Source organism: Pseudomonas sp. LS44, from assembly GCF_024730785.1.
Taxonomy (GTDB): Bacteria; Pseudomonadota; Gammaproteobacteria; order Pseudomonadales; family Pseudomonadaceae; genus Aquipseudomonas.
Genome location: NZ_CP102830.1, coordinates 2,685,497 through 2,711,300, shown reverse-complemented (window position 1 = coordinate 2,711,300; position 25,804 = coordinate 2,685,497). Strand labels below are relative to the sequence as shown.

The 25,804-nt window shown below is 63.2% G+C and carries 22 protein-coding genes; 7 read left to right on the top strand and 15 right to left on the bottom strand.

Annotation, left to right across the window (positions count from 1 at the left end):
* Window positions 1–72: 72 nt before the first annotated feature.
* Complete coding sequence (locus NVV93_RS11990) at window positions 73–738, bottom strand: DUF2459 domain-containing protein (protein WP_258250873.1); 666 nt, start codon at window positions 736–738, stop codon at window positions 73–75.
* A gap of 116 nt (window positions 739–854) precedes the next feature.
* A complete protein-coding gene (locus NVV93_RS11985) occupies window positions 855–1,463 on the bottom strand; it encodes an MliC family protein (RefSeq protein ID WP_258250872.1) in 609 nt (202 codons plus the stop codon).
* A gap of 480 nt (window positions 1,464–1,943) precedes the next feature.
* Between NVV93_RS11985 and NVV93_RS11980 the strand changes: the two genes are divergently transcribed.
* The 4 genes from NVV93_RS11980 (at window position 1,944) to NVV93_RS11965 (ending at window position 8,627) form a co-directional block, all read left to right on the top strand.
* A complete protein-coding gene (locus NVV93_RS11980) occupies window positions 1,944–2,336 on the top strand; it encodes a VOC family protein (RefSeq protein WP_258250871.1) in 393 nt (130 codons plus the stop codon).
* A 94-nt stretch (window positions 2,337–2,430) separates the two neighbouring features.
* Window positions 2,431–2,868: a nucleoside deaminase gene (locus tag NVV93_RS11975; protein ID WP_258250870.1), complete on the top strand. Its 438-nt coding sequence runs from the start codon at window positions 2,431–2,433 to the stop codon at window positions 2,866–2,868.
* 265 nt (window positions 2,869–3,133) lie between these two features.
* On the top strand, window positions 3,134–7,699 hold the full coding sequence (locus NVV93_RS11970; RefSeq protein WP_258250869.1) for a DEAD/DEAH box helicase: 4,566 nt from the start codon (window positions 3,134–3,136) through the stop codon (window positions 7,697–7,699).
* Between the two features lie 241 nt (window positions 7,700–7,940).
* A complete protein-coding gene (locus NVV93_RS11965) occupies window positions 7,941–8,627 on the top strand; it encodes a histidine phosphatase family protein (protein ID WP_258250868.1) in 687 nt (228 codons plus the stop codon).
* Between the two features lie 78 nt (window positions 8,628–8,705).
* Here the strand turns inward: NVV93_RS11965 and NVV93_RS11960 are convergent, their stop codons facing one another.
* The 12 genes from NVV93_RS11960 to gcl form a co-directional block, all read right to left on the bottom strand.
* Window positions 8,706–9,752 carry a class I SAM-dependent methyltransferase gene (locus tag NVV93_RS11960; protein ID WP_258250867.1) on the bottom strand — a complete coding sequence of 349 codons (1,047 nt, stop codon included), beginning with the start codon at window positions 9,750–9,752 and terminating at the stop codon, window positions 8,706–8,708.
* A gap of 260 nt (window positions 9,753–10,012) precedes the next feature.
* A complete protein-coding gene (locus NVV93_RS11955) occupies window positions 10,013–10,585 on the bottom strand; it encodes an alpha/beta hydrolase (protein WP_258250866.1) in 573 nt (190 codons plus the stop codon).
* A gap of 163 nt (window positions 10,586–10,748) precedes the next feature.
* The gene (locus NVV93_RS11950; protein ID WP_258250865.1) at window positions 10,749–11,330 is read right to left on the bottom strand and encodes a hypothetical protein; all 582 of its coding nucleotides are present in this window, start codon (window positions 11,328–11,330) and stop codon (window positions 10,749–10,751) included.
* Window positions 11,331–11,481: 151 nt separating this feature from the next.
* A complete protein-coding gene (locus tag NVV93_RS11945; RefSeq protein ID WP_258250864.1) occupies window positions 11,482–12,159 on the bottom strand; it encodes a DUF5625 family protein in 678 nt (225 codons plus the stop codon).
* Window positions 12,160–12,235: 76 nt separating this feature from the next.
* Entirely contained in the window at window positions 12,236–12,781 is a 546-nt protein-coding gene (locus NVV93_RS11940; protein WP_258250863.1) for a hypothetical protein, read from the bottom strand.
* A 260-nt stretch (window positions 12,782–13,041) separates the two neighbouring features.
* Window positions 13,042–14,373 (bottom strand): chromate efflux transporter, encoded by a 1,332-nt coding sequence (gene chrA, locus NVV93_RS11935; RefSeq protein WP_258250862.1) that lies wholly within the window; start codon window positions 14,371–14,373, stop codon window positions 13,042–13,044.
* Between the two features lie 96 nt (window positions 14,374–14,469).
* Entirely contained in the window at window positions 14,470–15,357 is an 888-nt protein-coding gene (locus tag NVV93_RS11930; RefSeq protein WP_258250861.1) for an urea transporter, read from the bottom strand.
* A 305-nt stretch (window positions 15,358–15,662) separates the two neighbouring features.
* Window positions 15,663–17,078: a pyruvate kinase gene (pyk, locus tag NVV93_RS11925; protein WP_258250860.1), complete on the bottom strand. Its 1,416-nt coding sequence runs from the start codon at window positions 17,076–17,078 to the stop codon at window positions 15,663–15,665.
* On the bottom strand, window positions 17,075–18,349 hold the full coding sequence (locus tag NVV93_RS11920) for a glycerate kinase (RefSeq protein ID WP_258250859.1): 1,275 nt from the start codon (window positions 18,347–18,349) through the stop codon (window positions 17,075–17,077). Before NVV93_RS11920 ends, pyk begins: the two co-directional genes overlap by 4 nt.
* A 371-nt stretch (window positions 18,350–18,720) precedes the next feature.
* Window positions 18,721–19,611 (bottom strand): 2-hydroxy-3-oxopropionate reductase, encoded by an 891-nt coding sequence (locus tag NVV93_RS11915; RefSeq protein WP_258250858.1) that lies wholly within the window; start codon window positions 19,609–19,611, stop codon window positions 18,721–18,723.
* Between the two features lie 63 nt (window positions 19,612–19,674).
* Window positions 19,675–20,457 carry a hydroxypyruvate isomerase gene (hyi, locus tag NVV93_RS11910; RefSeq protein ID WP_258250857.1) on the bottom strand — a complete coding sequence of 261 codons (783 nt, stop codon included), beginning with the start codon at window positions 20,455–20,457 and terminating at the stop codon, window positions 19,675–19,677.
* Window positions 20,458–20,652: 195 nt separating this feature from the next.
* Window positions 20,653–22,428, bottom strand: a complete 1,776-nt coding sequence (gene gcl, locus NVV93_RS11905) for a glyoxylate carboligase (RefSeq protein WP_258250856.1) — start codon at window positions 22,426–22,428, stop codon at window positions 20,653–20,655.
* A gap of 327 nt (window positions 22,429–22,755) precedes the next feature.
* Between gcl and NVV93_RS11900 the strand changes: the two genes are divergently transcribed.
* The gene (locus NVV93_RS11900) at window positions 22,756–23,196 is read left to right on the top strand and encodes a heme-binding protein (RefSeq protein ID WP_258250855.1); all 441 of its coding nucleotides are present in this window, start codon (window positions 22,756–22,758) and stop codon (window positions 23,194–23,196) included.
* 219 nt (window positions 23,197–23,415) lie between these two features.
* Entirely contained in the window at window positions 23,416–23,823 is a 408-nt protein-coding gene (locus NVV93_RS11895; RefSeq protein ID WP_258250854.1) for a hypothetical protein, read from the top strand.
* A gap of 63 nt (window positions 23,824–23,886) precedes the next feature.
* Here the strand turns inward: NVV93_RS11895 and NVV93_RS11890 are convergent, their stop codons facing one another.
* Entirely contained in the window at window positions 23,887–24,525 is a 639-nt protein-coding gene (locus tag NVV93_RS11890; RefSeq protein ID WP_258250853.1) for a TetR/AcrR family transcriptional regulator, read from the bottom strand.
* Between the two features lie 221 nt (window positions 24,526–24,746).
* Here NVV93_RS11890 and moaA point away from each other — a divergent pair, with 221 nt between their 5' ends.
* Complete coding sequence (gene moaA, locus NVV93_RS11885; protein ID WP_258250852.1) at window positions 24,747–25,742, top strand: GTP 3',8-cyclase MoaA; 996 nt, start codon at window positions 24,747–24,749, stop codon at window positions 25,740–25,742.
* Window positions 25,743–25,804 lie beyond the last annotated feature (62 nt).

The window sequence follows — 25,804 nt, the reverse complement described above, 5'->3', positions numbered from 1 at the left end:
GTCAGGGCCGCGAGTAGGTTTTGTACCGCAGCAGCATCGCGACCACTGTGCGGCGAGAAGCGCCGGACGTCGTCAGTCATTATCGACAGTTTCGACCTGGCAGCTGGCGACCGCCGACGCCTGCCGCAGTTGCGACATGACGGCGCCGGCTGTCTGTACCGAGGTCGACGCGATGGGAAAGCCACTCGCGGCCACTGCCTCGGCGACCCAGGTATTGCAGGTATTGGCCAGCGAATAGCGGCCGGTCGCCCGATAGAAGCGGCTGTCGCCATACAGGCCAGGACCGAGCGGTTGCAGGGTGCCGGTCGGGGAACGGGCGAAGCTCGCGACGAGGAAGGCCAGCAGGCGTTGATAGCCATTGGCGTCGACCGTCAGCGCAACCACCTCAGCCGCAGGGAAGTAACGCACGGGCTCGCCGGGTAGCCGGACCAGGTGCAGGGCGCTGTCGCCGGACCCGAACAGCGCGCGCAGCGCCTGGCCGATGCCGGGTTGCGGGGCCCGGTAGAAACCTTCGTCGCCCCAGCCGAGTTCGATGAACTCCGCGTCGGCGAAGTCCTCGCCGAGGGCCGGAAGCACCACTAGCAGGTCGGCGGCGGCGACCACCACTCCGGTATGCCAGCCGTGACTCACCACATGAAAGGTCGCGGCCGCGTTGCAGTCCAGCGGAGCCGGTGGCGGGCCAGGTGGAGTGGCGGCGCAGCCAAACAGGGCGAGAGCCAGCAGCAGGGCGATTCGCATGGGGGCGGGACCGACGACGCTTGTCCTACCCTGAAGTGCCTCCGTCCACGGGGGCCTGACGGGGTGGACGGGCGTCTCGGGAGGTCTTTGGGTATCCATCACCGTGGCTCGGCGGTTCAGGGCGAAGAAGGTTGGCGGATCTTGCACTTCATTTCCGGCGCCTCGTAGCCCCAGACCACCGTGGCCTCGCCGTGATGTCCCCAGAACGACTCATTGTTCCTCTGGTATCGAGCACCGCTGGCGGCCGGTTGTTGGTACATCAGCGAAGTGCTGTCGCCGAACTCGACAACGGCGCTCGCCGGGTCAGTGGGGTAGAAGGTGGCCACCACTTCCTTCGCCGGCTGCCCATCGCATTCGTAGCGCACCGGGCCGGTGCCTTCGATCAGTTGGTAGCGCGCCTGCAATTCGGCGATGCGCTGGCGGTAGCTGTCGGTGACGCACTGGGCCTTGTCGTCCGCCTTCCAGCAGTCGTCACGTCCCTTGATCCAGCCGCGTTGCTCGGCTTTCGGCATCGGCGGGTGCTCATTGACGGCCTTGGCCGAGGCCTGCTTGTAGACCGCTGCCAACTGCCGGTCCAGCTTGGCTAGGGCAGGGCTCTCGCAGACCAGCGCCTCGATACTGCCGGCGTCGACCTTGCCGCAATCGAAGGACGGGGCATCCCCCTGGGCCAGCACGGGCAGTGGTGTCGCCAGCAGGAGCCAGACAATGTTTTTCCGAGGACTCATGTTGCCTCCTGGCCACGCAAGTAGTGAATAAAAAGGGGACAGATTTATTTGTTAGCCTTATGCAGGCTAGTCAAAAAGATGGCAGCCCTGAGAGGAGTTGGATAAATAAGTCTGTCCCCTTTTCGGTCTTTGGCCGAGTTGGCTGCTGGCAATTCCATTAGCCAGGTAGACTCAGTTTGGCCGCGGCTCGCCGCGGTATGCGTCCAGTTGGGGCGGCGGTTTTTGGCCAAGCACCACACAACCGACGTTGTTCGGTATATCGAGGACACGGACCCGCACGGCCCGGTGGCGGAATATGTGCGCATAGGGTCTGGCCAGAGCGTCTTGTTTGCTCTTTCGTTAAGAGGCCTTAGGCATTCGCGTGCTGAGGCCTAACAATTCATATATGGGCTCAAGTTCAATCCCCAATATGTCCCGAGGGTAGGCCCGCCAAAATAACAAGCGGTTCAAGCTGGTCAACGGAGTTATTCAGGGAGACTCATGCTCTCGCACATCTTTATAGGCATCGGCGACTTCGAGCGGGCGTTCGCGTTCTACAGCGCTTTGATGAACTGCCTAGGGCTCAAGCCCCGCTTCTGCGACTGGTCGCGCCCTTGGGCGGGTTGGCAGGGGGAGGAGGTGCGGCCGCTGTTTCTGATTGGCAGGCCATTCGACCAAGAGGCTCACCATCCCGGAAATGGTCAGATGGTTGCGTTGTTGGCGCAGAGCCGTGCGCAAGTGGATAGCGCATACGCAATCGCGCTTGCGAACGGCGGGACTTCGGAAGGTGCGCCTGGCTTGCGTCCTGAGTATCACGAGAACTACTACGGGGCTTATTTTCGCGATCCCGATGGCAATAAGCTGTGTGTCGTCTGTCATGCGGCCGAAAGCTGAGCGGCTATCCACATCGCCATTGGATGGCCTGAAAATTGGATGCGTCTAGCCAGCCTGCCAATCCAATCCGATACCCAGATTAAGGAGCAACCCCATGGACCCTTTCATGCAAGCGGCAATCGACGAGGCCGAGTTGGGTGTGGCCGAGGGCGGGATTCCGATTGGTTCGGTGATCGTCCATCGCGGCGTCATCATCGGTCGGGGTCATAACCGTCGGGTGCAGCAGGGCAGTGCGATTCGGCATGGCGAGATGGATGCCTTCGAGAGTGCCGGTCGCCAGCCAGCGGAGGTTTACCGGGAGTCGGTGCTATACACCACGCTGTCGCCTTGCTCGATGTGTTCGGGGGCGATTCTGCTGTATGGCATTCCGCGGATTGTGGTTGGCGAGAACCAGACCTTCATGGGCGAGGAAGAGTGGCTGCGTTCGCGTGGGGTGCAGGTGGACGTCGTGCAGGACGAGCGTTGCGTGACGCTGATGCGCGAGTTCATCGCCCGCAGTCCGCAATTGTGGAATGAGGATATTGGCGAGTAGGGGATTCGGGGCAGTGTTGCGGGTTAGTCCTCTCTCCAACCCTCTCCACTAGGCGTACCCCCATAAATGGGAGAGGGGGCTGTTCGTGGATTACTGATATTCCCTGGTTGGCCCGCCTCTCTGTTAATGGGGCGCGTGTCCGCCGTAGCCCGGATGCAATCCGGGAATAGACCACCCGGAAGTGCCCCGGATTACATCCGGGCTACATATTCGCCGCGATCAGCGGGCCTTGAGAGGGGTCAAGCCCGCCACCATAGTGAGTGGCATGACTTCTACTCCTGTTTCTCGCGACTCTGGCGCGGCGCTGGACGGTTTTCATCCGGCGGTCGCCGCCTGGTTCAATGCCACCTTTCCCGCGCCGACGGCGGCGCAAGTCGGTGCCTGGCCGGCGATCCGCGCCGGGCGCTGCACGCTGGTGGCCGCGCCCACCGGCTCGGGTAAAACCCTTACGGCGTTCCTTGCCGCTATCGACGAGCTGGTGCGCGAAGGCCTGGAGCAGGGTGGTGAACTGCCGGATCGCTGCACCGTCGTGTACGTCTCGCCGCTCAAGGCGCTGTCCAACGACATCCGCATCAACCTCGAAGAGCCGCTGGCCGGTATCCGCGGCGAATTGCAGCGCGAAGGCCTGCCCGACGTGGATATCCGCACCGCGGTGCGCACCGGCGACACCACGCAGAGCGAGCGCGGGGCGATGCGCAAACGGGCGCCGCATATTCTGGTGACCACCCCGGAATCGCTCTACGTGCTGCTTGGTTCGGCGTCCGGGCGGGAAATGCTCAGTGGTTGCCGCAGCCTGATCGTCGATGAAATCCACGCCATCGCCGGCAGCAAACGCGGCAGCCACCTGATGCTCAGCCTCGAACGCCTGGAAGCGCTGTGTCAGCGACGCCTGGTGCGTATCGGCCTGTCCGCCACGCAGAAGCCGATTGAGAAGGTCGCGCAGTTCCTGCTCGGCAGTCAGGCGCCGTTGCCCGCGGAAGTCTTCGCGAATAATGAAGAGACAGCGGATAGCTGCTCCACAGAACCGCTGCCCGGCGACTGCGCGATCATCGATATCGGCTTCAGTCGCGCCCGCGATCTGGCCGTCGAAGTGCCGCCGCAGCCGCTGGAAGCGGTGATGAGCAACGAGGTGTGGGAAAGCGTCTACGACCGTATCGCCGACCTGGCCCGCGCGCATCGCACCACCTTGGTATTCGTCAACACCCGGCGGTTGGCCGAGCGGGCCAGCCGCCACTTATCTGAGCGGCTGGGGATCGAGGCGGTTGCCGCGCATCACGGCAGCCTGGCCAAGGAGCTGCGTCTGGATGCCGAGCAACGCCTCAAGCGCGGCGAGCTGCGCGTGTTGGTGGCGACCGCTTCGCTGGAGCTGGGCATCGATATCGGCGATGTCGAACTGGTCTGCCAGCTCGGCTCGCCGCGCAGCATTGCGGCGTTTTTGCAAAGAGTAGGGCGCTCCGGGCACAGCGTCGGCGGCACGCCCAAGGGCCGCCTGTTTCCACAGTCGCGCGACGATCTGATCGAGTGCGCCGCGCTGCTCGATTGCGTGCGCCGCAATGAGCTGGACGCGTTGGTCATTCCGCATGCGCCGCTGGATGTGCTGGCCCAGCAGATCGTCGCCGAAGTGGCCTGCCGCGAGTGGAGCGAGGACGGCCTGTATCGCCTGCTGACCCGCGCCGCGCCGTATGTCGATCTGCCGCGCGCGACCTTCGATGGCTTGCTGAAGATGCTCGCCGAAGGCTTCAGCGGCCGCATCGGTGTGCGCGCCGCGTATCTGCATCGCGACGCGGTCAATCAGCGCCTGCGTGGACGGCGCAATGCGCGGCTGACCGCGCTGACTTCCGGCGGGACGATTCCGGAAGCCGGCGACTACACGGTGCTGCTCGAACCGCAGGGTATGATGATCGGCACGGTCCACGAGGATTTCGCCGTCGAGAGTTTGGCCGGCGATGTGTTCCAGCTCGGCAACCAGTCCTACCGCATCCTGCGCATCGAGCCGGGGCGGGTGCGGGTCGAGGATGCGCATGGCCAACCACCGAGCATTCCGTTCTGGCTCGGCGAAGCGCCGGGCCGCACCAACGAGCTGTCCGTCGCCGTGGCACGCCTGCGCGGCGAGATCGAGCAGCGCCTACTGGCGGAAGCCCCCGGTAGGAGCGAATTTATTCGCGATGCAGACGGCGCCGCCGTTGCGCTGGGCGCAGATTCCGGTGCCGCTGATTCTGCCCTCTCCCCCAGCCCCTCTCCCGTGAACGGGAGAGGGGAGCAGATCGCGGCCGCTGTCGCCTGGCTGACCGACGAACTCGGCCTCAGCGAGCCGGTCGCGCAGCAAATCGTCGAATACCTGGCCCGCGCACTGAACGCCCTCGGCGCTTTGCCAACCCAGCAGCGCCTGGTGATGGAGCGCTTCTTCGACGAGTCTGGCGGCATGCAGCTGATCATCCATTCACCGTTTGGCAGCCGCCTCAACCGCGCCTGGGGCCTGGCCCTGCGCAAGCGCTTCTGTCGCAGTTTCAATTTCGAATTGCAGGCCGCGGCCACCGAGGACGCGCTGATTCTGTCGCTGTCCACCAGCCACAGCTTTCCGCTCGACGAGGTGTGGCGCTATCTGCATTCCAACAGCGCCGAGCATGTGCTGATCCAGGCCCTGCTGGATGCGCCGCTGTTCGGCGTGCGCTGGCGCTGGAATGCCACCACTGCACTGGCCCTGCCGCGTTTTTCCGGCGGCCGCAAAGTCGCGCCGCAGTTGCAGCGCATGCGCAGTGAAGACCTGCTGGCCACGGTGTTTCCCGATCAGGTCGCCTGTGTCGAGAACCTGGTCGGCGAGCGGGAGATTCCCGATCACCCGCTGGTCGCCCAGACCCTCGACGATTGCCTGCATGAGGCGATGGACAGCGAAGGCTGGCTGGCGCTGCTGCGGCGCATGGAGGCCGGCGAGGTGGAGTTGGTCGCCCACGATTTGCCGGCGCCGTCGGCGCTGGCCGGGGAGATTCTCAGCGCGCGGCCTTACGCCTATTTGGACGACGCCCCGCTGGAAGAGCGCCGCACCCAGGCTGTGCAGAGTCGCCGTTGGAGCGATCCGGAATCGGCGGATGACCTGGGCGCGCTGGATATTCAGGCCATCGAGGCGGTGCGCGCAGAGGCCTGGCCCGAGGCCCGCGACGCCGATGAAATGCACGAGGCGTTGATGGCCCTGGCTGCGCTGACGGTTGCTGAAGTCGCGGCGAATGCGAGTTGGCCGGCGCATTTGGCCAGGCTGGCTGAGGGGCGACGTGCCACCTGTTTACAGTTGGATGACCAGCCGGCGTTGTGGGTAGCTGCCGAGCGTTTGGCCCTATGGCAAGTCTTGCTGCCCGACGCCACCGGCGTGCCGGCGATTAGTGCGCCGGCTGGCTACGATCAGCTGTGGGAAGCCGAGCCGGCCCTGGTGGAAGTGGTGCGCGCGCGCTTGAGCGGCTTCGGCCCGTTACCGCTGGCGCGCATCGCTGTTGACCTGCGCCAGCCCGAACCGGTCGTGAACCTCGCCCTGTTGGCCCTGGAGCGCGAAGGCTATGTGCTGCGCGGGCGCTTCACGCCGGACGGGGCGGAAGAAGAGTGGTGCGAGCGGCATCTGCTGGCGCGCATCCATCGCTACACAGTCAAGCGCCTGCGCCGCGAGATCGAGCCGGTGGAGCGCGCCGACTTCATGCGCTTTCTGTTCGACTGGCAGCGCGTCGCTCTGGACAGCCGCGTGCGTGGCGCGGAAGCGCTGGCTGGTGTGCTCGGTCAGTTGGAAGGTTTTCAGGCCGCCGCCAGCGCTTGGGAAAGCGAAATCCTGCCCAGCCGGGTCAGCGATTACGGTATCAACTGGCTGGACGATTTGTGCCGCGCCGGCCGCGTGGTCTGGTGTCGGCTCGCGGAGAAGCCCGCGCTAGGGCGCAATCGATCGGCCGCTGGACCGTTGCGCAGCACGCCAATCGTGCTGCTGCCGCGCAAAAGCCTCGGGCTCTGGCGTGCGTGTCTCGTGCAAACGCCGGCGCCGGAGCTGTCGCCCCGCGCCGAGCGCCTGCGGCAAGTGCTGGCCAGTCAGGGCGCGCTGTTCTTCGATGAGTTGATGGACGAGGCGCACCTGCTGCGCAGCGAGCTGGAAGACAGCCTCGGCGAATTGGTCGCCCTCGGCCTGGCCAACGCCGACAGCTTCGCCGGCCTGCGCTCGCTGCTGTTGCCGGCGGCCAAGCGCAGCCGCCACGACCGCCGCGCGCGGGTCGCCCTGGCGAACATGCAGGACGCCGGGCGCTGGGCGTTACTGCGCAGCCGAGGCGAGGAAGTGGACGCCGCTGTTGACCAGAAACTCGCCGCACAGGCCCTGGAGCATGTCGCGCGGACCCTGCTGCGCCGTTACGGCGTGGCCTGCTGGCGGCTGCTCGAGCGCGAGGCCGACTGGTTGCCGTCATGGCGCGAACTGCTGCGCGTCTATCACCGTCTGGAAGCGCGCGGCGAGATTCGCGGCGGGCGTTTTATCGCCGGTGTGACTGGCGAACAGTTCGCCTTGCCGGAAGCGGTCAGCCTGCTGCGCGGAGTGCGCAAACGGCCGCTGGCTGGCGAACTGATCAGCCTGTCCGCCTCCGATCCGCTAAACCTGCTCGGCACCTTGCTCAGCGGCACCAAGGTGCCGGCGCTGGCCGGTAATCGCCTGCTATACCGCGACGGTGTGCCGGTGGCGACGTTGATCGCCGGCAAGACCGCCTTGCTGACCGAAGCCAATGTATTCACCGCTGGCGAATGGCAGGCCGCACTGATTCGCCAACCGACCGCATCATCAGGCAGCGGCCCACGACGCGCCCGCACGTCCGTATAAAGGCCCTGCAGGAGCGGCCCTTCGCAGCCCGTAGGATGGGTCGAGGAGCAACGCGACGATACCCATCGCCCTCAAGCCGATGGGTATCGCTGCGCTCGACCTGCGCGGCTCGACCCATCCTATGAAGCTGCACACTCGATGCACATCAGTCTTTCCGAACCCGCGCCGTGACACGCTGTGGAATAAGTGCCGGCATCTTCGGGTGGGGCAGCTACCCGCTATCTCTCCGTCGGAGTGCAGCATGCCGCAAGGTGTCATCGAAGATTCCCGAGCCCCCATTCGCTTAAAGCAGTACCTGCCCTCGGCCAGAGTGCTGACAAGGGGCCTGGGTGTGCTGCTAGTGCTGCTTCTGGTAGCCGTATGGTTTGCAACGCGAACTCAGGTCGCGAACCTGAACACTGTGCAGCAGCTGCGCTACAGCGGGGTCTATTCGCACTGGGCAAAAGGTGAAGTTGTTGTGCTGGTTCGCCATGGCGAACGCTGTGATCGTTCGCGCAACGCCTGCTTGAATGACCCAACCGGAATTACCGTTCAGGGCAGTCAGGTGGCTGCCGACGTGGGTAAGGGCATCCTGCGCCTGGGGCTGGGAATGACCGATGTGTTGAGCAGTCCGCAGGTTCGGACCCGGCAGACTGCCCACTTCATGTTCGGCAAGGCGATCGCCACGCAAGACTGGCTGGAGCAATGTGATCGCACCTTCGCCAATGCCGCCTTCAAGCACAAGAGAAGCGCGCATAACCTGATCCTGGTGACACACAGCGGCTGCATCGCCCAACTGGAGAAGCAATTGAACGTGCCAGGCATTGAACGCTCAAGCGCCTATGCCAGCGCATTGTTTGTTGCCGAGGACAGCCAAGGCAAAGTGCGCATTCTCGGCAAGGTCGACGCAAGCGAATGGCGCAAGTTTGCCAATGGCAGCGGCGCGTAAGCCTCACTCAGCCTGCGCATTCGCGTTTAGCCACCGCGGTTCATATAACTGACGCTCTAGCCGGTTATCGGCCGAGACCTACTTGCGCGCCTCGAGGATCAGGTTGAACGGGGTTTCCGCCGCCCGGCGGAAGCGGCTGAAACCGGCCTCGCTGAACACCTGACGCAGGCGCGCTTCGCCGGCCTGCGCGCCGAGGCCCAGACCGACGTCCTGGGACAGCGAGTTGGGCGTGCAGATGAACGTCGAGGCGGCATAGAACAGCCGGCCCACCGGGGTCTGGTTGTCGTCCAGCTTGTCATTGGCGAACGGCTCGACCAGCAGCACCGTGCCGTCCGGTTTGAGCGACTGGTAGGCATGCCGCGCGGCACCGACCGGATCGCCCATGTCGTGCAGGCAGTCGAAGTAGCAGACCAGGTCGAAGTCGTTGCCGGGGTAGTTCTTCGCCGTGGCCTGGGCGAAGCTCACCCGTTCGGCCACCTGGCCTTCCTGGGCGCGCTGCGTGGCGGTGTCGATGGATGGCGCGTGGTAGTCGAAGCCGACGAAGTGCGAGGCCGGGAAGGCCTGCGCCATGATCACCGTCGAGGCGCCGTGTCCGCAGCCGACATCGGCCACCTTGGCGCCGGCCTTGAGCTTGTCGACCACGCCGTCCAGCGCCGGCAGCCATTCGGCGACCAAGTGCGTGCGGTAGCCGGGGCGGAAAAACCGCTCGGTGCCGCTGAACATGCACGGATGGTGATCGCCCCAGGCCAGCGCGCCGTTGCCGCGCATGGCGGCGACCAGCTTGTCCTTGTCATGGAACAGCGCCGCGACTACCACCGCGCCGCCGGCCACGTAGACCGGCGAATCCTCGATCGCCAGTGCCAGCGCCTGTTCCTCGGGCAGGCGGAACTTGCCGTCGCTGTGCTCCATGTAGCCGGACGCCGCGTGGGCGCTCAGCCACTCGCGCAGCAGGCGGGCGTTGCAGCCGGTCTTGCCGGCCAGTTCTTCGGGGCTGATGGCGCGGCTGTCGGCCATTGCGCGGTACAGGCCCAGCTCGTCGCCGAGGATGATGTTGGCGAGCATCGCCGCGCCACCCATGTCGGAAACCAGCTTGCCCATGAAATCATTGAGTTTGCCTTCGTCCATTGCCTGTCCTCCTGCCCGCGGCCGGCGCCCAGGGCGCGCCGCTGCGTGGCGGTGGTCGAGTCGATGAACAAGGTGACAGCGGAAACGCGATGTGCCGGTGAATCGCCTGCTGATGCGCGCCGGTGCGGATTGCCCTGGATGCACCGGCGGGACTGCTGTGGAGTGGCCTCGCGGGTCTTGCCTGGGCGCGTGCCGGCACGGCTTCTACGCGCTCGCTGACAAGGACGGAGCGGGGCGTTTCCCCCTTGCAGGAAACGCCGTCAGTTTAGTCCCGGCACCAGTGTCGCGTGCGGCTCATCGGCCAGGCGGCGCAGCAACTGCAAGCCCCCGGGCCAGTCGCTCAGGCCGCTTTGCGAGTTCAGATGGCCCTTGGCGCCCATCTCGCACACCTGCGCGCCCCACGCCTCGGCGCAGCGGCGGGCATGGGCGAGGCTGCCGTACGGGTCATCGCTACTGGCGGCGATCAACGCGGGGAAGGGCAAGCGCGTCTGCGGCAACGGGGTAAAGCCCGTGGCGTCCACGGCAGGAAAGGCTGCGGACTGTGGGTCGGGCACAGCGACGAGCAACGCGCCACGAATCTGCGCGGCGAGGTCGGAGCGCGCCGCCCAGTGGGCAATCGCCAGACAGCCCAGACTGTGGGCGACCAGCAGCGTCTGCGGGCCGAGCGCGGTGATCTGTCGTTCGAGGGCCGCTACCCAATCAGCACAACGGACCCGCTCCCAATCCTCGACTTCGAGTCGCTGCCAGGCGGGATGCGCTGCTTGCCAACGGCTCTGCCAATGTTCAAGGCCCGAGTTGCCGATGCCGGGGACGACCAGTATGGGGAAATCCATGTGCGAAACCTTCTGAGGGAGTGGCTGGCAACAGCCTAAAGCGAGAGGTGGTGAATACCCAAGTGCGCAGCGTCAGGCCGCGCTTTTTCGACAAGACTGACGATTAAATTAAGGGCCCCGGTACGCGGTCCCAGCAAGCGAAGTGAACGATTTGGGCGCATTGTTAACGTGACTCTAACTGCGCAATTCTTCTAAAAACGATACCTACTGGGGATTCCACTATCTCCAGTTTGGCTTTGAATAAGCCTTGTGGAAGTTTGTTAAAAAAACTTTCGCTTACACATAATTCAAAAAGAAAGCCCTTAAATTTTTCGCTTTTTAACCTGAAGTCGCAAGAGTATCGTGTGTGATTTATGGTTTTTAATAAATCATCTTCAGTTGTTGTGGTATGGCCGGTTGTTATTGCAATGGTGCGTGGTATTGCATAGTTTAAGTTTATCCAGAAGATGAAAAATAAAATAAATGGGCAAATAATAATAGTGGCTACTTTTTTGATTGTGCTCATTCTGCCCCATTCTGGGTTGTTGGGCTTCCAGTGATTTTTGTGGAGTTGGAGTGCTATCCATATTAATGTGAGCGTGGTTGCCCCTGCGCTGGAGTATAAAGAGGCAATAGATGTCGCTTGGCTGGGAAGAAAGTCTTTGAAAAACATAAAATAAATCAGGGTGGATATTGCTAATAGGAGCAATAATTGGCCAGATATTTTCTGGCTCGTAGTCGCGCCGTTTTCCCATAATAAAGCCATCATGATTCCTTGATTTACGCTAATGCTTAGGTTGAGGGGCGTGATACGCGGTCCCGAACCTGTGGCGAGGTGACTAAACAAGTACCTACCACCTAGCCGGAGCGATGTGACGAGTCGGTTGCTCGATTAAATTCTCGAAGCTTAAACCGATTCACGTTTTTGGGGCGCCGCTTGTAGAGATATTCCTAGCATAGAATGCTCGGCTTGCACGCCAGAGTAATAGCAGTCCAAGAACTAACGCTATAGGTAAGACCAGTAAAACTGTAACGATGTCGCCCCAAAACGCCAGCGTGAGTTGCCATGTGGAAGAGAAGCCTGGAATTGGCTCCAGTGAGATCCTGGTTTTAATGTTCTTAAATTCCGGTACGTCCCGCAGTATTGTAGCCTTGAAAAAATATCTGCCAGTGGGGGCTTTGAAGTGTCCGGCCGGACGATAGAAATTATTAGATGTGTAACCTGCTGAGCCGAAAGAGTTGATTGTGTCTGTCGCAACTACTGCACCATTTTTTGATGAGTGCAGTGACCACTGGATAGGGATAATTACTCCAGAAGGTATGACTTTCCCTCTAAGAGCCCCCCAATTTCCAACAAGAGATCTCAGGTCTTTATCAGGGGCGCCCGTGCGATCAAAAAGAAAGTTAACTCTGTAGAGCTCTGGAATAACGATGCGCACTTCTTTTTCAATAGTGCTTCCCGCGATCAGTGTGATTTCTTCATTTAGAGGAATTGTTCTTATCCATTTAGTCCATATTGTAAATAATACGGACCATAGTATGGCTATTGATAGCACTGCAAGCAGGGCTCTTTGCTTTAGTATGAATTCCAGCATGGTTGCCTAACGTTTGGTTAAGGGGGCGCGGAACGCGGCCCCGAGTAAGCGAACGACTTGAACCGTTTGTTAGATTTCAATTGTCCACGATTGTCGCCGAACCGAGTGCTTGAAGTTGTGCATTGTTGGAACTGGCAGTCGTGAGCGTAAACAACATTGTTCTTGCTGCGTTTGGGACTGACCATTCGTAAGAGATGGTATGAGTTGGGCCGTTGGCAATTGTTTGTGCTCGCTCATCTTTTGCTAGCCGCGAAATCAGAGGGGCAGGTGAATTTCCGACTAATCCTACAAACATCTCTTCTGCTTTCGTTGCATCGGCTCTCCGCGCATAAACCATACAAATGTTTTTGTTGCTAGGAAGGGCAAGGACGAACGTCCCGTTTTTGTCAGGGACTGGCCATGCATCTCCCGGATTTCCTGATAAGAATTGAATGGATTTTTCTGGCGGGAGCTTTGGCATGTCCTTCAACTTTGCCCGAAGTCCTTCTAAGTTAGAAAGGTTTTTCATGCAGAGAGATGCGTAGATAGTTGCGAACGATTTAGCTTGATTTTCAGCATCGCTTGCAAGGCTGGTATTACACGCTACAGCAGAAATAAACATAGAAATGGTAAAGGCGCGCATTGGTTCTCCTAGTGAGATCTAACTATTGTTATGCGACATAGATTTCGCCTTTATCAGCGACATCTATGTCCCATAACGTTCCTTGTCGTCCTAATAAGCCTTTGCTTGGCTGGTAGGAGTCGTAACACATGCGACATTCCAGCCAAAAATATGGCCTAAACAGCACTAAGCTCCATTGTCGTAAAATTCTGCACCGCCAGCCGACGCTACCAATGTGCCACTAGCCTGTCCATTCCCACCGTGGACCTCCAACGGCCGTCCTACAGCCGAACCACCAATCCCGCCAGCGCGCTGCCAATCAGCACCGGCACCACCCCCACCTTGAAGCGCAGCAACGCCAGTGCCGCGCCCAGGGCGATCAGTGCCGACGGCCAGTCGAAGCTGCCGGCGAAGCCCTGCGGCCAGAGCACGTGGTAGGCGAAGAACAGCGCCAGGTTGACGATCACCCCGACCACCGCGGCGGTGATGGCGGTGAGCGGGGCGGTGAACTGCAGTTCGCCGTGGGTGGACTCCACCAGCGGGCCGCCGGCGAGGATGAACAGGAACGACGGCAGGAAGGTGAACCAGGTGACCAGGGCGGCCGCCACGGCGCCGGCGAGGAAGGCCTGGTCGGTGCCGAACATCGGCTGCAGGTAGGCACCGACGAAAGCGACGAAGGCGACCACCATGATCAGCGGCCCCGGCGTGGTTTCGCCGAGAGCCAGGCCGTCGATCATCTGCGTCGGGGTGAGCCAGCCGTAGTGGCCGACCGCGCCCTGGTAGACGTAGGGCAGCACCGCGTAGGCGCCACCGAAGGTGAGCAGCGCGGCCTTGCTGAAGAACCAGGCCATTTGCGTCAGCGTGCCCTGCCAACCGAACAACGCGGTGAGCAGGCCCATCGGCAGCAACCACAGCACGGCGCCGATCAGTAGCAGAAGCGCCAGGCGTGGCCAGCGAAAGCGTGCGTGCGCAGGTGGCGGCGTGTCGTCGTCGATCAACGCCGGGCCGTAGTCGGCATTGGCCGCTGCATGGCCGCCGCCCGGGCTGAATTGCTGTGGCGCCAATCGCCCGCCCAGGTAACCGAGCAGCGCAGCACCCAGCACGATCAGCGGGAAGGGCACGTCGAGGGCGAAGATGGCGACAAAGGCCGCGGCGGCAATGCCCCATAACCAGCTGTTTTTCAGCACTCGCCCACCGATGCGTAGCGCCGCCTGCAGCACGATCGCGGTCACCGCCGGTTTGATGCCGTAGAACAGGCCGACCAGCAGCGGCAGGTGGCCGAAGGCGATGTACAGCCAGGACACGCCGATCAGGATGAACAGCGAGGGCAGCACGAACAGCACGCCGGCCAACACGCCGCCCCAGCTGCGATGCAGCAGCCAGCCGAGGTAGGTGGCGAGCTGCTGCGCTTCCGGGCCGGGCAGCAACATGCAGAAGTTCAGCGCGTGCAGGAAGCGTTTCTCGGAAATCCAGCGGCGCTGCTCGACCAGCTCGCGGTGCATCAGAGCGATCTGCCCGGCCGGACCGCCGAAGCTGATGAAACCGAGCTTCAACCAGAAACGCAGGGCTTCGCGCAGGGTGACCGGCTGAGGGCGGACGACAGGCTCAGGCATAGGGCCTCGGGCAGAATGGCGCTGGGAAGCTCCAGCAGATGACTGGCTTTATACCGAATCGATCGCATGGTTGCAGCCAGAGTCATGCGCTCGCGGTCAGGTGGTTTCGGCTGTAGAAGTGATCTGCCCAGCGCGGCTGATGGCGAGCACCAGCCAGCAGGCGAGGATGAACGGTGCGGTCAACGGCGGCAGGCCGAGCGCGCTGAAACAGGGTTGCAGGGCCAGGCATAAGAGGATGCCGGCCAGTGGCGCCCAAGGCCGACGCGGGGTGTGGTTGAGGGCGATGGCGACGAGCACCGGGTTGTAACCATATAGGCCGAGCAGCGCGGCGGGTTCCGTTCCGCCCAGCGTCAACGCCAAGCTCAGACTGGCGAGCGCGGCGAACAGCGCCCAAGCGGCGGCGCGCCAGTCGGCGATCAACAGGCCGAGGAACACGCAGGCGCCGGCCAGCGGCGAGTCGAGAAAGATCACCTGACCGAAGCTACGCAACAGCGCGGCGGCGAGGCCGAGTGCATCGCCATGTAGGACAAGCTCGCCGACGTTGCGCGCCTCCAGGCCGAAAAGGTTGGCAGTGGCCAGGCTCAGCCAACCGAACAGCACGAAGGGCAGGGTGTACACCGGCAGGCCGCCGAGCAGCCGGCCGCGACGTAGCAGCGCATGCAGCAGCGCGGTGGCCAGCACCGCGCTGGCGAACAGCAACAACGCCATCGGTAGCGACCAATGGAAATGGCTGGCGAACAACAGGCCGATCAGCGTGGCGTTATAGCCGTACAGCCCGGCCGCGAGATCAGTGGTTTCGTAGCGCAGACCGCGGGCGATCAACAGCCCGGCGAGTGCGCCGAGTAACGTGCCGGGCAGCAGGGCCAGATCGTTCACGGCGATGCCCAGGAAGATCAGCGCGCCACACAGCGCCTGTTGTTGCAGGAAGATCTGGCTGCAGCCGTTGAGCAGGGTTTGGAATAAATGCAGGAGTCGAGTAGGCATGGTTCGGCAGTAAAAAAGAGGCGACCGTTGAAGGGGCAGGTCGCCTAAAGCTGGCAATAGCCAGATGGGATTTGGTGGGTGAGACGGACGCGGTGGTGGCTGTTGCCCTCTCCCCGAACGTAGCCCGGATGCAATCCGGGCCGAGTCTTCCGGTTTCCCGGATTGCATCCGGGCTACGGGCTACGATTTGCGGTCGGTGATGCTGGTTATCGCGAATGAATTCGCTCCTACAGACGCCGCAGAACGCTTTTCGTAGGAGCGGATTTATCCGCGATCAACCGGCAACGGCATCCTCCGTAGTACGGTTACGACAGCGTCTCGATGCGCAGCGTGTTGGTGGTGCCCGGCTGGCCGAAGGGGATACCGGCGGTGATCACTACGGTGTCGCCTTTCTTGGCCAGGCCCTGGGCCTGGGCGATTTCCAGCGCGGTGCTGCTGACTTCCTCGACCTTGCTCAACCGCGCATTGACCACCGAGTAGATGCCCCAGGCCACGGTCAGGCGGCGTGCGGTGTGCAGGCTCGGGGTCAGGCTGAGGATGGTCGCCTTGGGCCGCTCGCGGGAGGCGCGCAGGCTGGAGGCGCCCGACTCGCTGTAGTTGACCAGCGCGGCCACCGGCAGGATCGAGCTGATCCGGCGGATCGCGCAGCTGATCGCGTCGGAGGCGGTGGCCTCGGCCTGCGGGCGGCTGACGTCGAGCTGGGCCTGGTAATCCGGGCCGTTTTCCACCTGGCGGATGATCTTGCTCATCATCTGCACGGCTTCCAGCGGGTAGTCGCCGGAGGCGGTCTCCGCCGAGAGCATCACCGCGTCGGTGCCTTCGGCCACGGCGGCGGCCACGTCGGTGACTTCGGCGCGGGTCGGGGCGGGGGAGAAGCGCATCGATTCGAGCATCTGCGTGGCGACCACCACCGGGCGACCGAGACGGCGGCAGGTGGCGATGATGTCTTTCTGGATGCGCGGTACGTTCTCCGCCGGCACTTCCACGCCGAGGTCGCCGCGCGCCACCATGATCGCGTCGCACAGCTCGGCGATCGCTTCCAAGTGCTGCACCGCGGAAGGTTTCTCGATCTTGGCCATCAGGAACGCCTTGTCCTGGATCAGCGCGCGCGCCTCGACGATGTCTTCGGGGCGCTGCACGAACGACAGCGCCACCCAGTCGACGCCCAGCTGCAGACCGAAGTCCAGGTCACGGCGATCCTTGGCGGTCAGCGGCGAGAGCTGCAGCACCGCTTCCGGCACGTTGACGCCCTTGCGGTCGGACAGCTCGCCACCGGCGATCACGCGGGTGTCGATGGCGTCGGCATGCTTGGCGGTCACTTCGAAACGCAGGCGGCCGTCGTCAAGCAACAGGCTCATGCCCGGCTGCAGCGCTTCGATGATTTCCGGGTGCGGCAGGTTTACGCGCTGGGCGTTGCCCGGCGTGGCGTCCAGGTCCAGGCGGAAGGCTTGGCCCTTGGCGAGCTGCACCTTGCCCTCGGCGAAGCGGCCGACGCGTAGCTTTGGCCCTTGCAGGTCCATGAGGATGCCGATCGGGTAGTTCAGCTGGCGCTCTACCTCGCGCACCCACTGGTAGCGCAGGGCGTGGTCGGCGTGCTCGCCGTGGCTGAAGTTGAGGCGGAAGATGTTGACCCCGGCCTCCACCAGCTGGCGGATATCGTCGATGCCGTTGATCGCCGGCCCGAGGGTGGCGAGGATTTTTACCTTTTTGTTCGGAGTCATTTGGCAGGTGCCTCGAGGATCAGAATGGCGCGGAAGTCGTTGACGTTGGTACGGGTCGGGCCGGTGACGATCAGTTGATCGAGGGCGGCGAAGTAGCCATAGCCGTTGTTGTTGTCCAGCTCGTCGCGGGCGGAGAGGCCCTGGCGGCCGGCGCGGGCATAGCTGTCCGGGGTCATGATCGCCCCGGCGTTGTCCTCGGAGCCGTCGATGCCGTCGGTGTCGCCGGCCAGGGCATAGACACCGGGCAGGCCCTTGAGGCTGTCGGTGAGGCTGAGCAGGAACTCGGCGTTGCGCCCGCCACGGCCGTTACCGCGCACGGTGACGGTGGTCTCGCCGCCGGAGAGGATCACGCACGGCGCCGCTAGCGGCTGGCCGTGCAGGATGATCTGCTTGGTGATGCCGGCGTGCACCTTGGCCACTTCGCTTGATTCGCCCTCCAGGTCGCCGAGGATCAGCGGCGTCAGGCCGGCGGCGCGGACCTTGGCGGCGGCGGCGTCGAGCGCCTGCTGCGGCGTGGCGATCAGCTGGAAATGGCTGCGCTCCAGGCACGGGTCGCCGGGCTTGACCGTCTCCGAGCGCGGGTCGAGCAGCCAGGCACGCACGTGCGCCGGCACTTCGATGTCGTAGCGGGCGAGGATCGCCAGCGCCTCGGCCGAGGTGGTCGGGTCGGCCACGGTGGGGCCGGAGGCGATCACCGTGGCCTCGTCGCCGGGCACGTCGGAAATCGCGTAGGTGTACACGGTGGCCGGCCAACTGGCCTTGGCCAGGCGCCCGCCCTTGATCGCCGAGAGGTGCTTGCGCACGCAGTTCATCTCGCCGATGGTCGCCCCGGATTTGAGCAGCGCCTTGTTGATCGCCTGCTTGTCCTTGAGGCCGATGCCTGCGGCGGGCAGGGCCAGCAGCGAGGAGCCGCCGCCGGAGAGCAGGAAGATCACCCGGTCGCTTTCCGAGAGGTTGCTGACCAGTTCCAGCACGCGCCGGGCGACGCGCTCGCCGGCGTCATCCGGCACCGGGTGGGCGGCTTCCACCACTTCGATCTTCTGGCAGTTGGCGCCGTGCTCGTAGCGGGTCACCACCAGTCCAGAAATCTCGCCGTGCCACTCGCGCTCGATCACCTCGGCCATGGCTGCGGCAGCCTTGCCGGCGCCGATGACGATGACCCGCCCGCTGCGGTCGGCCGGCAGGTGGTCGGCCAGTACCTGGCGCGGATGGGCGGCGGCGATGGCGGTGGCGAACAGGTCGCGGAGCAGGGCTTGCGGATCGAGGGACATGGGAGGCTCCAGTGTTGTTATTGCGTGTATGGGCCGATTGCAATCCTCAGGGCTCGGCTTGGCAAGCGCTGAGGGTTGGAATCGACCAGCCCGTCCGGCAGGCCGTGACACCGCCGGCCGGGAGGTCGAAAGGGGTGCCGCGAGATCGGTGTGGTGTGCAAGCCGAGCTTTCCGGAACTCGTGGCCAAGTGCCGAAGCACCTGGCCGATCTTGCTGTGCCACTCCTTTCCCACGGTTTGAAACACCCGGCTTGTGACCGGGGCCGGTCGACAGCGAGTTGGGGGTAGACGGTCCCTTCGCGTTGCCTGCCAGTCTTGCCTCGTAGGATGGGTATCGCTTCGCTTAACCCATCCTACAAAGAGGTCTTGGGCTTACTTCTCGCGAATCGAGAAGTTTGCCATGTGCTCCAGGCCCTTGATCAGCGCCGAGTGGTCCCAGTTGCTGCCGCCGATCGCCGCGCAGGTGCTGAACACTTGCTGGGCGTTGGCGGTGTTGGGCAGGTTGAGGCCCAACTCGCGGGCGCCGGCCAGCGCCAGGTTGAGGTCCTTCTGGTGCAGGCTGATGCGGAAGCCCGGATCGAAGGTGCCCTTGATCATGCGCTCGCCGTGCACTTCGAGGATCTTCGAGCCGGCGAAGCCGCCCATCAGCGCTTCACGCACTTTGGCCGGATCGGCACCGTTCTTGGCGGCGAACAGCAGGGCTTCGGCGACCGCCTGGATGTTCAGGGCGACGATGATCTGGTTGGCGACCTTGGCGGTCTGCCCGTCACCGTTGCCGCCGACGTGGGTGATGTTCTTGCCCATCGCCTGGAACAGCGGCAGGGTGCGCTCGAAGGCTTTCGGGCAACCGCCGACCATGATGCTCAGGGTCGCGGCCTTGGCGCCGACTTCACCGCCGGACACCGGGGCGTCCAGGTAGGCGGCGCCGGTGGCCTTGACCTTCTCGGCGAAGACCTTGGTCGCGGTCGGGGAGATCGAGCTCATGTCGATCACCACCTTGCCGGCGCCGACGCCTTCAGCCACGCCGTCCTTGCGGAACAGCACGTCGTCGACCTGCGGAGTGTCCGGGACCATGACGATGATGAACTCGGCTTCCTGGGCGACTTCCTTCGGGTTGGCCAGGGCGATGGCGCCGGCTTCGATCAGGTCGGCGGGGGCCGGGTCGTGGTGCTCGGAGAGGAACAGGGTGTGGCCGGCTTTCTGCAGGTTCTGAGCCATGGGCTTGCCCATGATGCCGGTGCCGATAAATCCGATTTTTGCCATGAGGAAGTTCTCCTGAATCTGGGTTGTTCATTGGCTCCTCGCGAGCGCGGGAGCCCAGATGGATCAGATCGCGTTATGGGTTTTCAGCCAGCCGAGGCCGGCGGAGGTGGTGGTCAGCGGCTTGTACTCGCAGCCGACCCAGCCCTGGTAGCCGATGCGGTCCAGGTGGGCGAACAGGAAGCGGTAGTTGATCTCGCCGGTACCCGGCTCGTTGCGCCCGGGGTTGTCGGCCAGCTGCACATGGTTGATCACCGCCAGGTTGCCTTCCAGGCTGCGCGCCAGGTCACCTTCCATGATCTGCATGTGGTAGATGTCGTATTGCAGGAACAGGTTGGAGCTGCCGACCGCTTCGCGGATCTCCAGGGCCTGCTTCGTGGTGTTCAGGTAGAAGCCGGGGATGTCGCGGGTGTTGATCATTTCCATGACCAGCTTGATTCCGGCGGCCTCGAGCTTGCCTGCGGCGTACTTGAGGTTGTCGACGAAGGTCTGGCGCACGGTCGCGCAGTCGTAGCCCTGCGGACGGATGCCGGCCAGGCAGTTGATCTGGCGGTTGCCGAGCACCTGGGCGTAGGCGATGGCCTTGTCCACGCCTTCGCGGAACTCCTCGACGCGATCCGGGTGGCAGGCGATGCCACGTTCGCCCTTGGCCCAGTCACCGGCCGGCAGGTTGAACAGCACCTGCTCGAGCTTGTTGGTGGTCAGGCGGGCTTTGATTTCCGCGGCCGGGAAGTCATAGGGGAACAAGTACTCGACGCCGGCGAAGCCAGCATCGGCGGCGGCGGCGAAGCGGTCCAGGAAGTCCACTTCGGTGAACAGCATGGACAGGTTGGCGGCAAAACGGGGCATGGGATGCTCCTTTGTCGTAGCCCGGATGCACTCCGGGATGGTGTATCGGTACTCCCGGATTGCATCCGGGCTACGGTCTGGGTTTGTCTCCCCTCTCCCGATTTCGGGAGAGGGGTCGGGGGAGAGGGCGGGGCTGACTCGCGCGACCCTCTCCCTAGCCCTCTCCCACAAGTGGGAGAGGGGACAGTCCCTGCGTTAGTCCAGCATCGAAATCGCCGTCGGTGCGTCCTTGCCGGTCAGGGCCAGTTCTTCGAACTCGTTGACCGCGTTGATTTCGGTACCCATCGAGATGTTGGTGACACGCTCGAGGATCACTTCGACCACCACCGGCACGCGGTGCTTCTGCATCAGCTCCTTGGCCTGGGCGAGGGCGGCCTGGATTTCGTTCGGGTCGGTCACGCGGATCGCCTTGCAACCCAGACCCTCGACCACCGCGACGTGGTCGACGCCATAGCCGTTCAGTTCCGGTGCGTTGATGTTGTCGAACGAAAGCTGTACGCAGAAGTCGATGTCGAAGCCGCGCTGCGCCTGACGGATCAGACCCAGGTAGGAGTTGTTCACCAGGATGTGGATGTACGGCAGGTTGAACTGCGCGCCGACGGCCAGCTCTTCGATCATGAACTGGAAGTCATAGTCGCCGGACAGCGCCACGACCTGACGGCTCGGATCGGCCTTGACCACGCCCAGCGCCGCCGGCACGGTCCAGCCCAGCGGGCCGGCCTGGCCGCAGTTGATCCAGTGGCGCGGCTTGTAGACGTGCAGGAACTGCGCGCCGGCGATCTGCGACAGACCGATGGTGCTGACGTAGCAGGTTTCCTTGCCGAAGAACTCGTTCATCTCTTCGTACACGCGCTGCGGCTTGACCGGCACGTTGTCGAAGTGGGTTTTGCGCTGCAGGGTGCGCTTGCGCTGTTGGCAGGCCTCGACCCAGGCGCTGCGGTCCTTCAGCTTGCCGGCGGCTTTCCACTCGCGGGCCACTTCAAGGAAGGCGTCCAGTGCGGTGCCGGCGTCGGAGACGATGCCCAGGTCCGGGGTGAACACGCGGCCAATCTGGGTCGGTTCGATGTCGACGTGAACGAACTTGCGGCCGGCGGTGTAGACGTCCACCGAGCCGGTGTGGCGGTTGGCCCAGCGGTTGCCGACGCCGAACACCATGTCGGATTCGAGCATCGTGGCGTTGCCGTAACGGTGCGAGGTCTGCAGACCGCACATGCCGGCCATCAGCTTGTGGTCATCGGGGATGGTGCCCCAGCCCATCAGGGTCGGGATCACCGGCACGCCGACCAGTTCGGCGAACTCGACCAGCTTGTCGGAGGCGTTGGCATTGATCACGCCGCCACCGGAAACAATCAGCGGGCGCTCGGCGTCGTTGAGCATGGCCAGGGCTTTCTCGGCCTGGGTGCGGGTGGCCTTCGGCTTGTTTACCGCCAGCGGTTCGTAGGCGTCGATGTCGAACTCGATCTCAGCCATCTGCACGTCGAACGGCAGGTCGATCAGCACCGGGCCGGGACGGCCGCTGCGCATTTCATAGAAGGCTTTCTGGAAGGCGTAGGGCACCTGGCCCGGCTCCAGCACGGTGGTCGCCCACTTGGTCACCGGTTTGACGATGCTGGTGATGTCGACGGCCTGGAAGTCTTCCTTGTGCAGGCGCGCACGCGGCGCCTGGCCAGTGATGCAAAGGATCGGGATGGAGTCGGCGGAGGCCGAGTACAGACCGGTGACCATGTCGGTGCCGGCCGGGCCGGAGGTGCCGATGCACACGCCGATGTTGCCCGGGTTGGTGCGGGTGTAGCCCTCGGCCATGTGCGAGGCGCCTTCAACGTGGCGGGCCAGGACGTGGTCTACGCCACCGAGTTTCTTCAGCGCGGCATACAGCGGGTTGATCGCGGCGCCGGGGATACCGAACGCGGTGTCGATGCCTTCGCGGCGCATCACGAGGACGGCTGCCTCGATTGCTCTCATTCTGGCCATAAATTTGTGCCTCTTTTGTTATGAGATTGTATACAAAACTGCTTTGGCCGGATTCTAGGCAGGACTCGACTTGGTGGTCAAGAAAATTTCTGTATACGGTTTTGAAGGCGCGTAACTCTTTTAAAACGGGCGTTTGTGTGGGGCTTTGAGTATCCAAGTAGATGCTGAATTGTTTTGTTGTATACAAAAACAGTCAAAAATGTACGTGACTATTGAGTTTTTTGTTTTAGATGAGATAGTGCCGCTACGCTTGGTCAACGCCTGCTCACTACAGCCGGCGATTTGTACATCGCAACAGTTCTTATCCACTACAAAAGGCATAAAACGATGAGTACGTTGAATCTGGAAACCGCCACCCGCATCGCCCAGCGCGCCCAGGCCACCGGTCGCGAGTTGAGCGCGGCGCCGCTGACCATCGCGGTGCTCGACGCCGGCGGCCACCTGATCAGCCTGTTGCGTGAAGATGGCGCGAGCATGCTTCGTCCGCAGATCGCCATCGGCAAAGCCTGGGGCGCCGTCGCCTTGGGCAAGGGCTCGCGCCTGATCGCTGCCGATGCCCTGCAGCGCCCGGCGTTCATCGGTGCGGTGAATAACCTGGCTGATGGCAACCTGGTGCCGGCACCGGGTGGCGTGCTGATCCGTGATCCGCGCGGTGAGGTGATCGGTGCCATCGGCATCAGCGGCGATACCTCGGACATCGACGAGCAATGTGCGATCAGCGGGGTCGAGGCCGAGGGCCTGAAAGCCGACGCTGGCGTTTCGGCGTGACGGTCAAACTGTAGGGCAGGGGCGCAGGCGGACAAAGCCGCTGCCTGCGGGCATTGAACTGTGCAAAAGGGTGCGAGCAATCGCGCCCTTTTTTGTTGCCTGCGCATGGGCCTACCGCACGGCGGCTTTTACATAACCTTTACCGAGGCGGCGTTACGATTTGTTCAGGCCGGCTGTCAGATAGATACCGGCATAGCGCCGGTTCTCAGGAGGTGCCCCATGCTTCGCCGTGCTCCCCAATTTGTCCTGCTGTGCGGCTCGCTGGTCCTTGCCGGACACGCGGCGGCAAGCAGCAATAGCGATGCCGCCGCCATTGGCGCAGTTGTTGGTGCCGTGATCGGTGGGGCAATCGTGGCCGGGTCGAATCCTGCGCCGGTATATGGGCCGCCGCCGGTCGTCTACGCGCCGGCACCGGCTTACTATCCGCCGCCGCAGGCCTATTACCCGCCGCCGCAACCGGTTTATTACCAGACCTATCCGGTCTATCAGCCTCCCGTCGTCATCGTCGCGCCGCCGCGCTATTACGGTCCACCGCGTTACTACGGACCGCCGCGCTATTACGATGATCGGGGTCGCGGCTACGGACATGATCGCGGCCATGGTTACGGCTACGGTCGCGGCTGGTAAGACTGGCAAGAAAAAGCCCCGCATCGAGCGGGGCTTTTTTATGGCGAAGCACAACGAAGTTTTTCAAACACTTCCGATGTGTTCGCTGGCGCTCGGCTCGGCGACTTCGCAGCCCTTGAGCACCAGGCGGATGATGGTTTCCGCGGCGGCTTCGTAGTCGGCGTCGTCGAGCTTGGCCTTGCCGGTGACCGAGGAGATCTGCCAGTCGAAGTCGGCATAGGTCTGGGTCGCCGCCCAGATACTGAATAGCAAATGATGCGGATCGACTTTGGCCATCAGGCCCTGGTCGATCCAGCGCTGGAGGCAGTCGATATTGTGCTTGGCCTGGAGGTTGAGCTGCTCGGTTTGCTCGCTGGAGAGGTGCGGCGCGCCGTGCATGATCTCGCTAGCAAATACCTTGGAGGCGGAGGGTAGTTCGCGGGAAATACGAATTTTCGAGCGAATGTAGGCCTTCAGTACATGCGCCGGGTGACCTTCTTCGTTGAACGGCAGGGAGGCCGCCAGCAACGGTTCGACGATGCTTTCGAGCACTTCGCGATAGAGATTTTCTTTCGACTTGAAGTAGTAATAAACGTTGGGCTTGGGCAGGCCGGCCTTGGCCGCGATGTCGCTGGTCTTGGTGGCGGCGAAGCCCTTGTCGGCGAATTCTTCACTGGCCGCGCGCAGGATTTGTTCTTTATTGCGCTCGCGAATACTGCTCATAAGCCTCATAGGCTCCGTGTTTCATGCCGCAAAAGGCAGCAAATAGGCGGTCGGCATGGTAGCACCGGCTCTTCCGGAGCCTCAACCGCAGCCCGGTGTGATGCGTCAGGGGCAATGGGCGGAAAACTTGTATACAAAATTGTTCTTTTCTGTTTTTATTCGGCCATCCGTCCATGCCGCCGAAGCCTTCCTTCCGGTGCGTGCTGCGGCAGAATTCCACCATGCAAGACAAGGCTTTGCTCGACCCCTTTGGCCGGCGCATCACCTACCTGCGGCTGTCGGTCACCGATCGTTGCGACTTTCGCTGCACCTACTGCATGAGCGAGGACATGGTCTTCGCCCCGCGGGCGCAGATCCTTTCCCTGGAAGAACTCTATACCGTGGCCGACGCCTTTATCGGTCTCGGCGTCAAACGCATTCGCATCACCGGCGGCGAGCCGCTGGTGCGCAAGAACCTGCTCAGCTTGCTCGGCCGCCTCGGCACGCGTAGCGAGCTGGACGATTTGGCGATCACCACAAACGGCTCGCAGCTGGCGCACATGGCCGCCGACCTGCGCGCCGCCGGCGTCACCCGCCTGAACATCAGCCTCGACTCGCTACAACGTGAGCGCTTCGCCGCTTTCACCCGCCGCGATGCTCTCGACCAGGTGCTCGAGGGCATCGCCGTGGCGCGCCACGCCGGGTTCCGCCGCATCAAGCTGAATACCGTGGTGCAGAAGGGCCGCAACGACGACGAAGTGCAGGAGCTGGTGGCCTTCGCGGTGGAGCAGGGCATCGACATCAGCTTCATCGAGGAGATGCCGCTGGGCAGCATCTCCAGCCACGAACGCAAGGTCACCCTGTGCACCAGTGATGAGGTGCGCGAGCGGGTGGCGCAGCGCTTCGAGCTACTGCCGAGCAGCCACCGCACCGGCGGGCCGTCGCGCTACTGGCAGGTGCTTGGCAGCGATACCCAGGTCGGTTTCATCTCCCCGCACAGCCGCAACTTCTGCGGCGACTGCAACCGCGTGCGCGTCACCGCCGAGGGCAAGCTGGTGCTCTGCCTCGGTCATGAGGGCGCGCTCGACCTCAAGGCGCTGATCCGTCGCCATCCTGGCGATAATCAGCGGCTGCGTGGCGCGCTGATCGAGGCGCTGCGGCTCAAGCCCGAGCGGCATTTCTTCGATGCCAACGAACAGGTGCAGGTAGTGCGTTTCATGAGCATGACCGGCGGCTGATGCCTTTCCACCCCTCTCCCGCGTGCGGGAGAGGGGACGGGGGAGAGGGGCGTTCGTGCCCC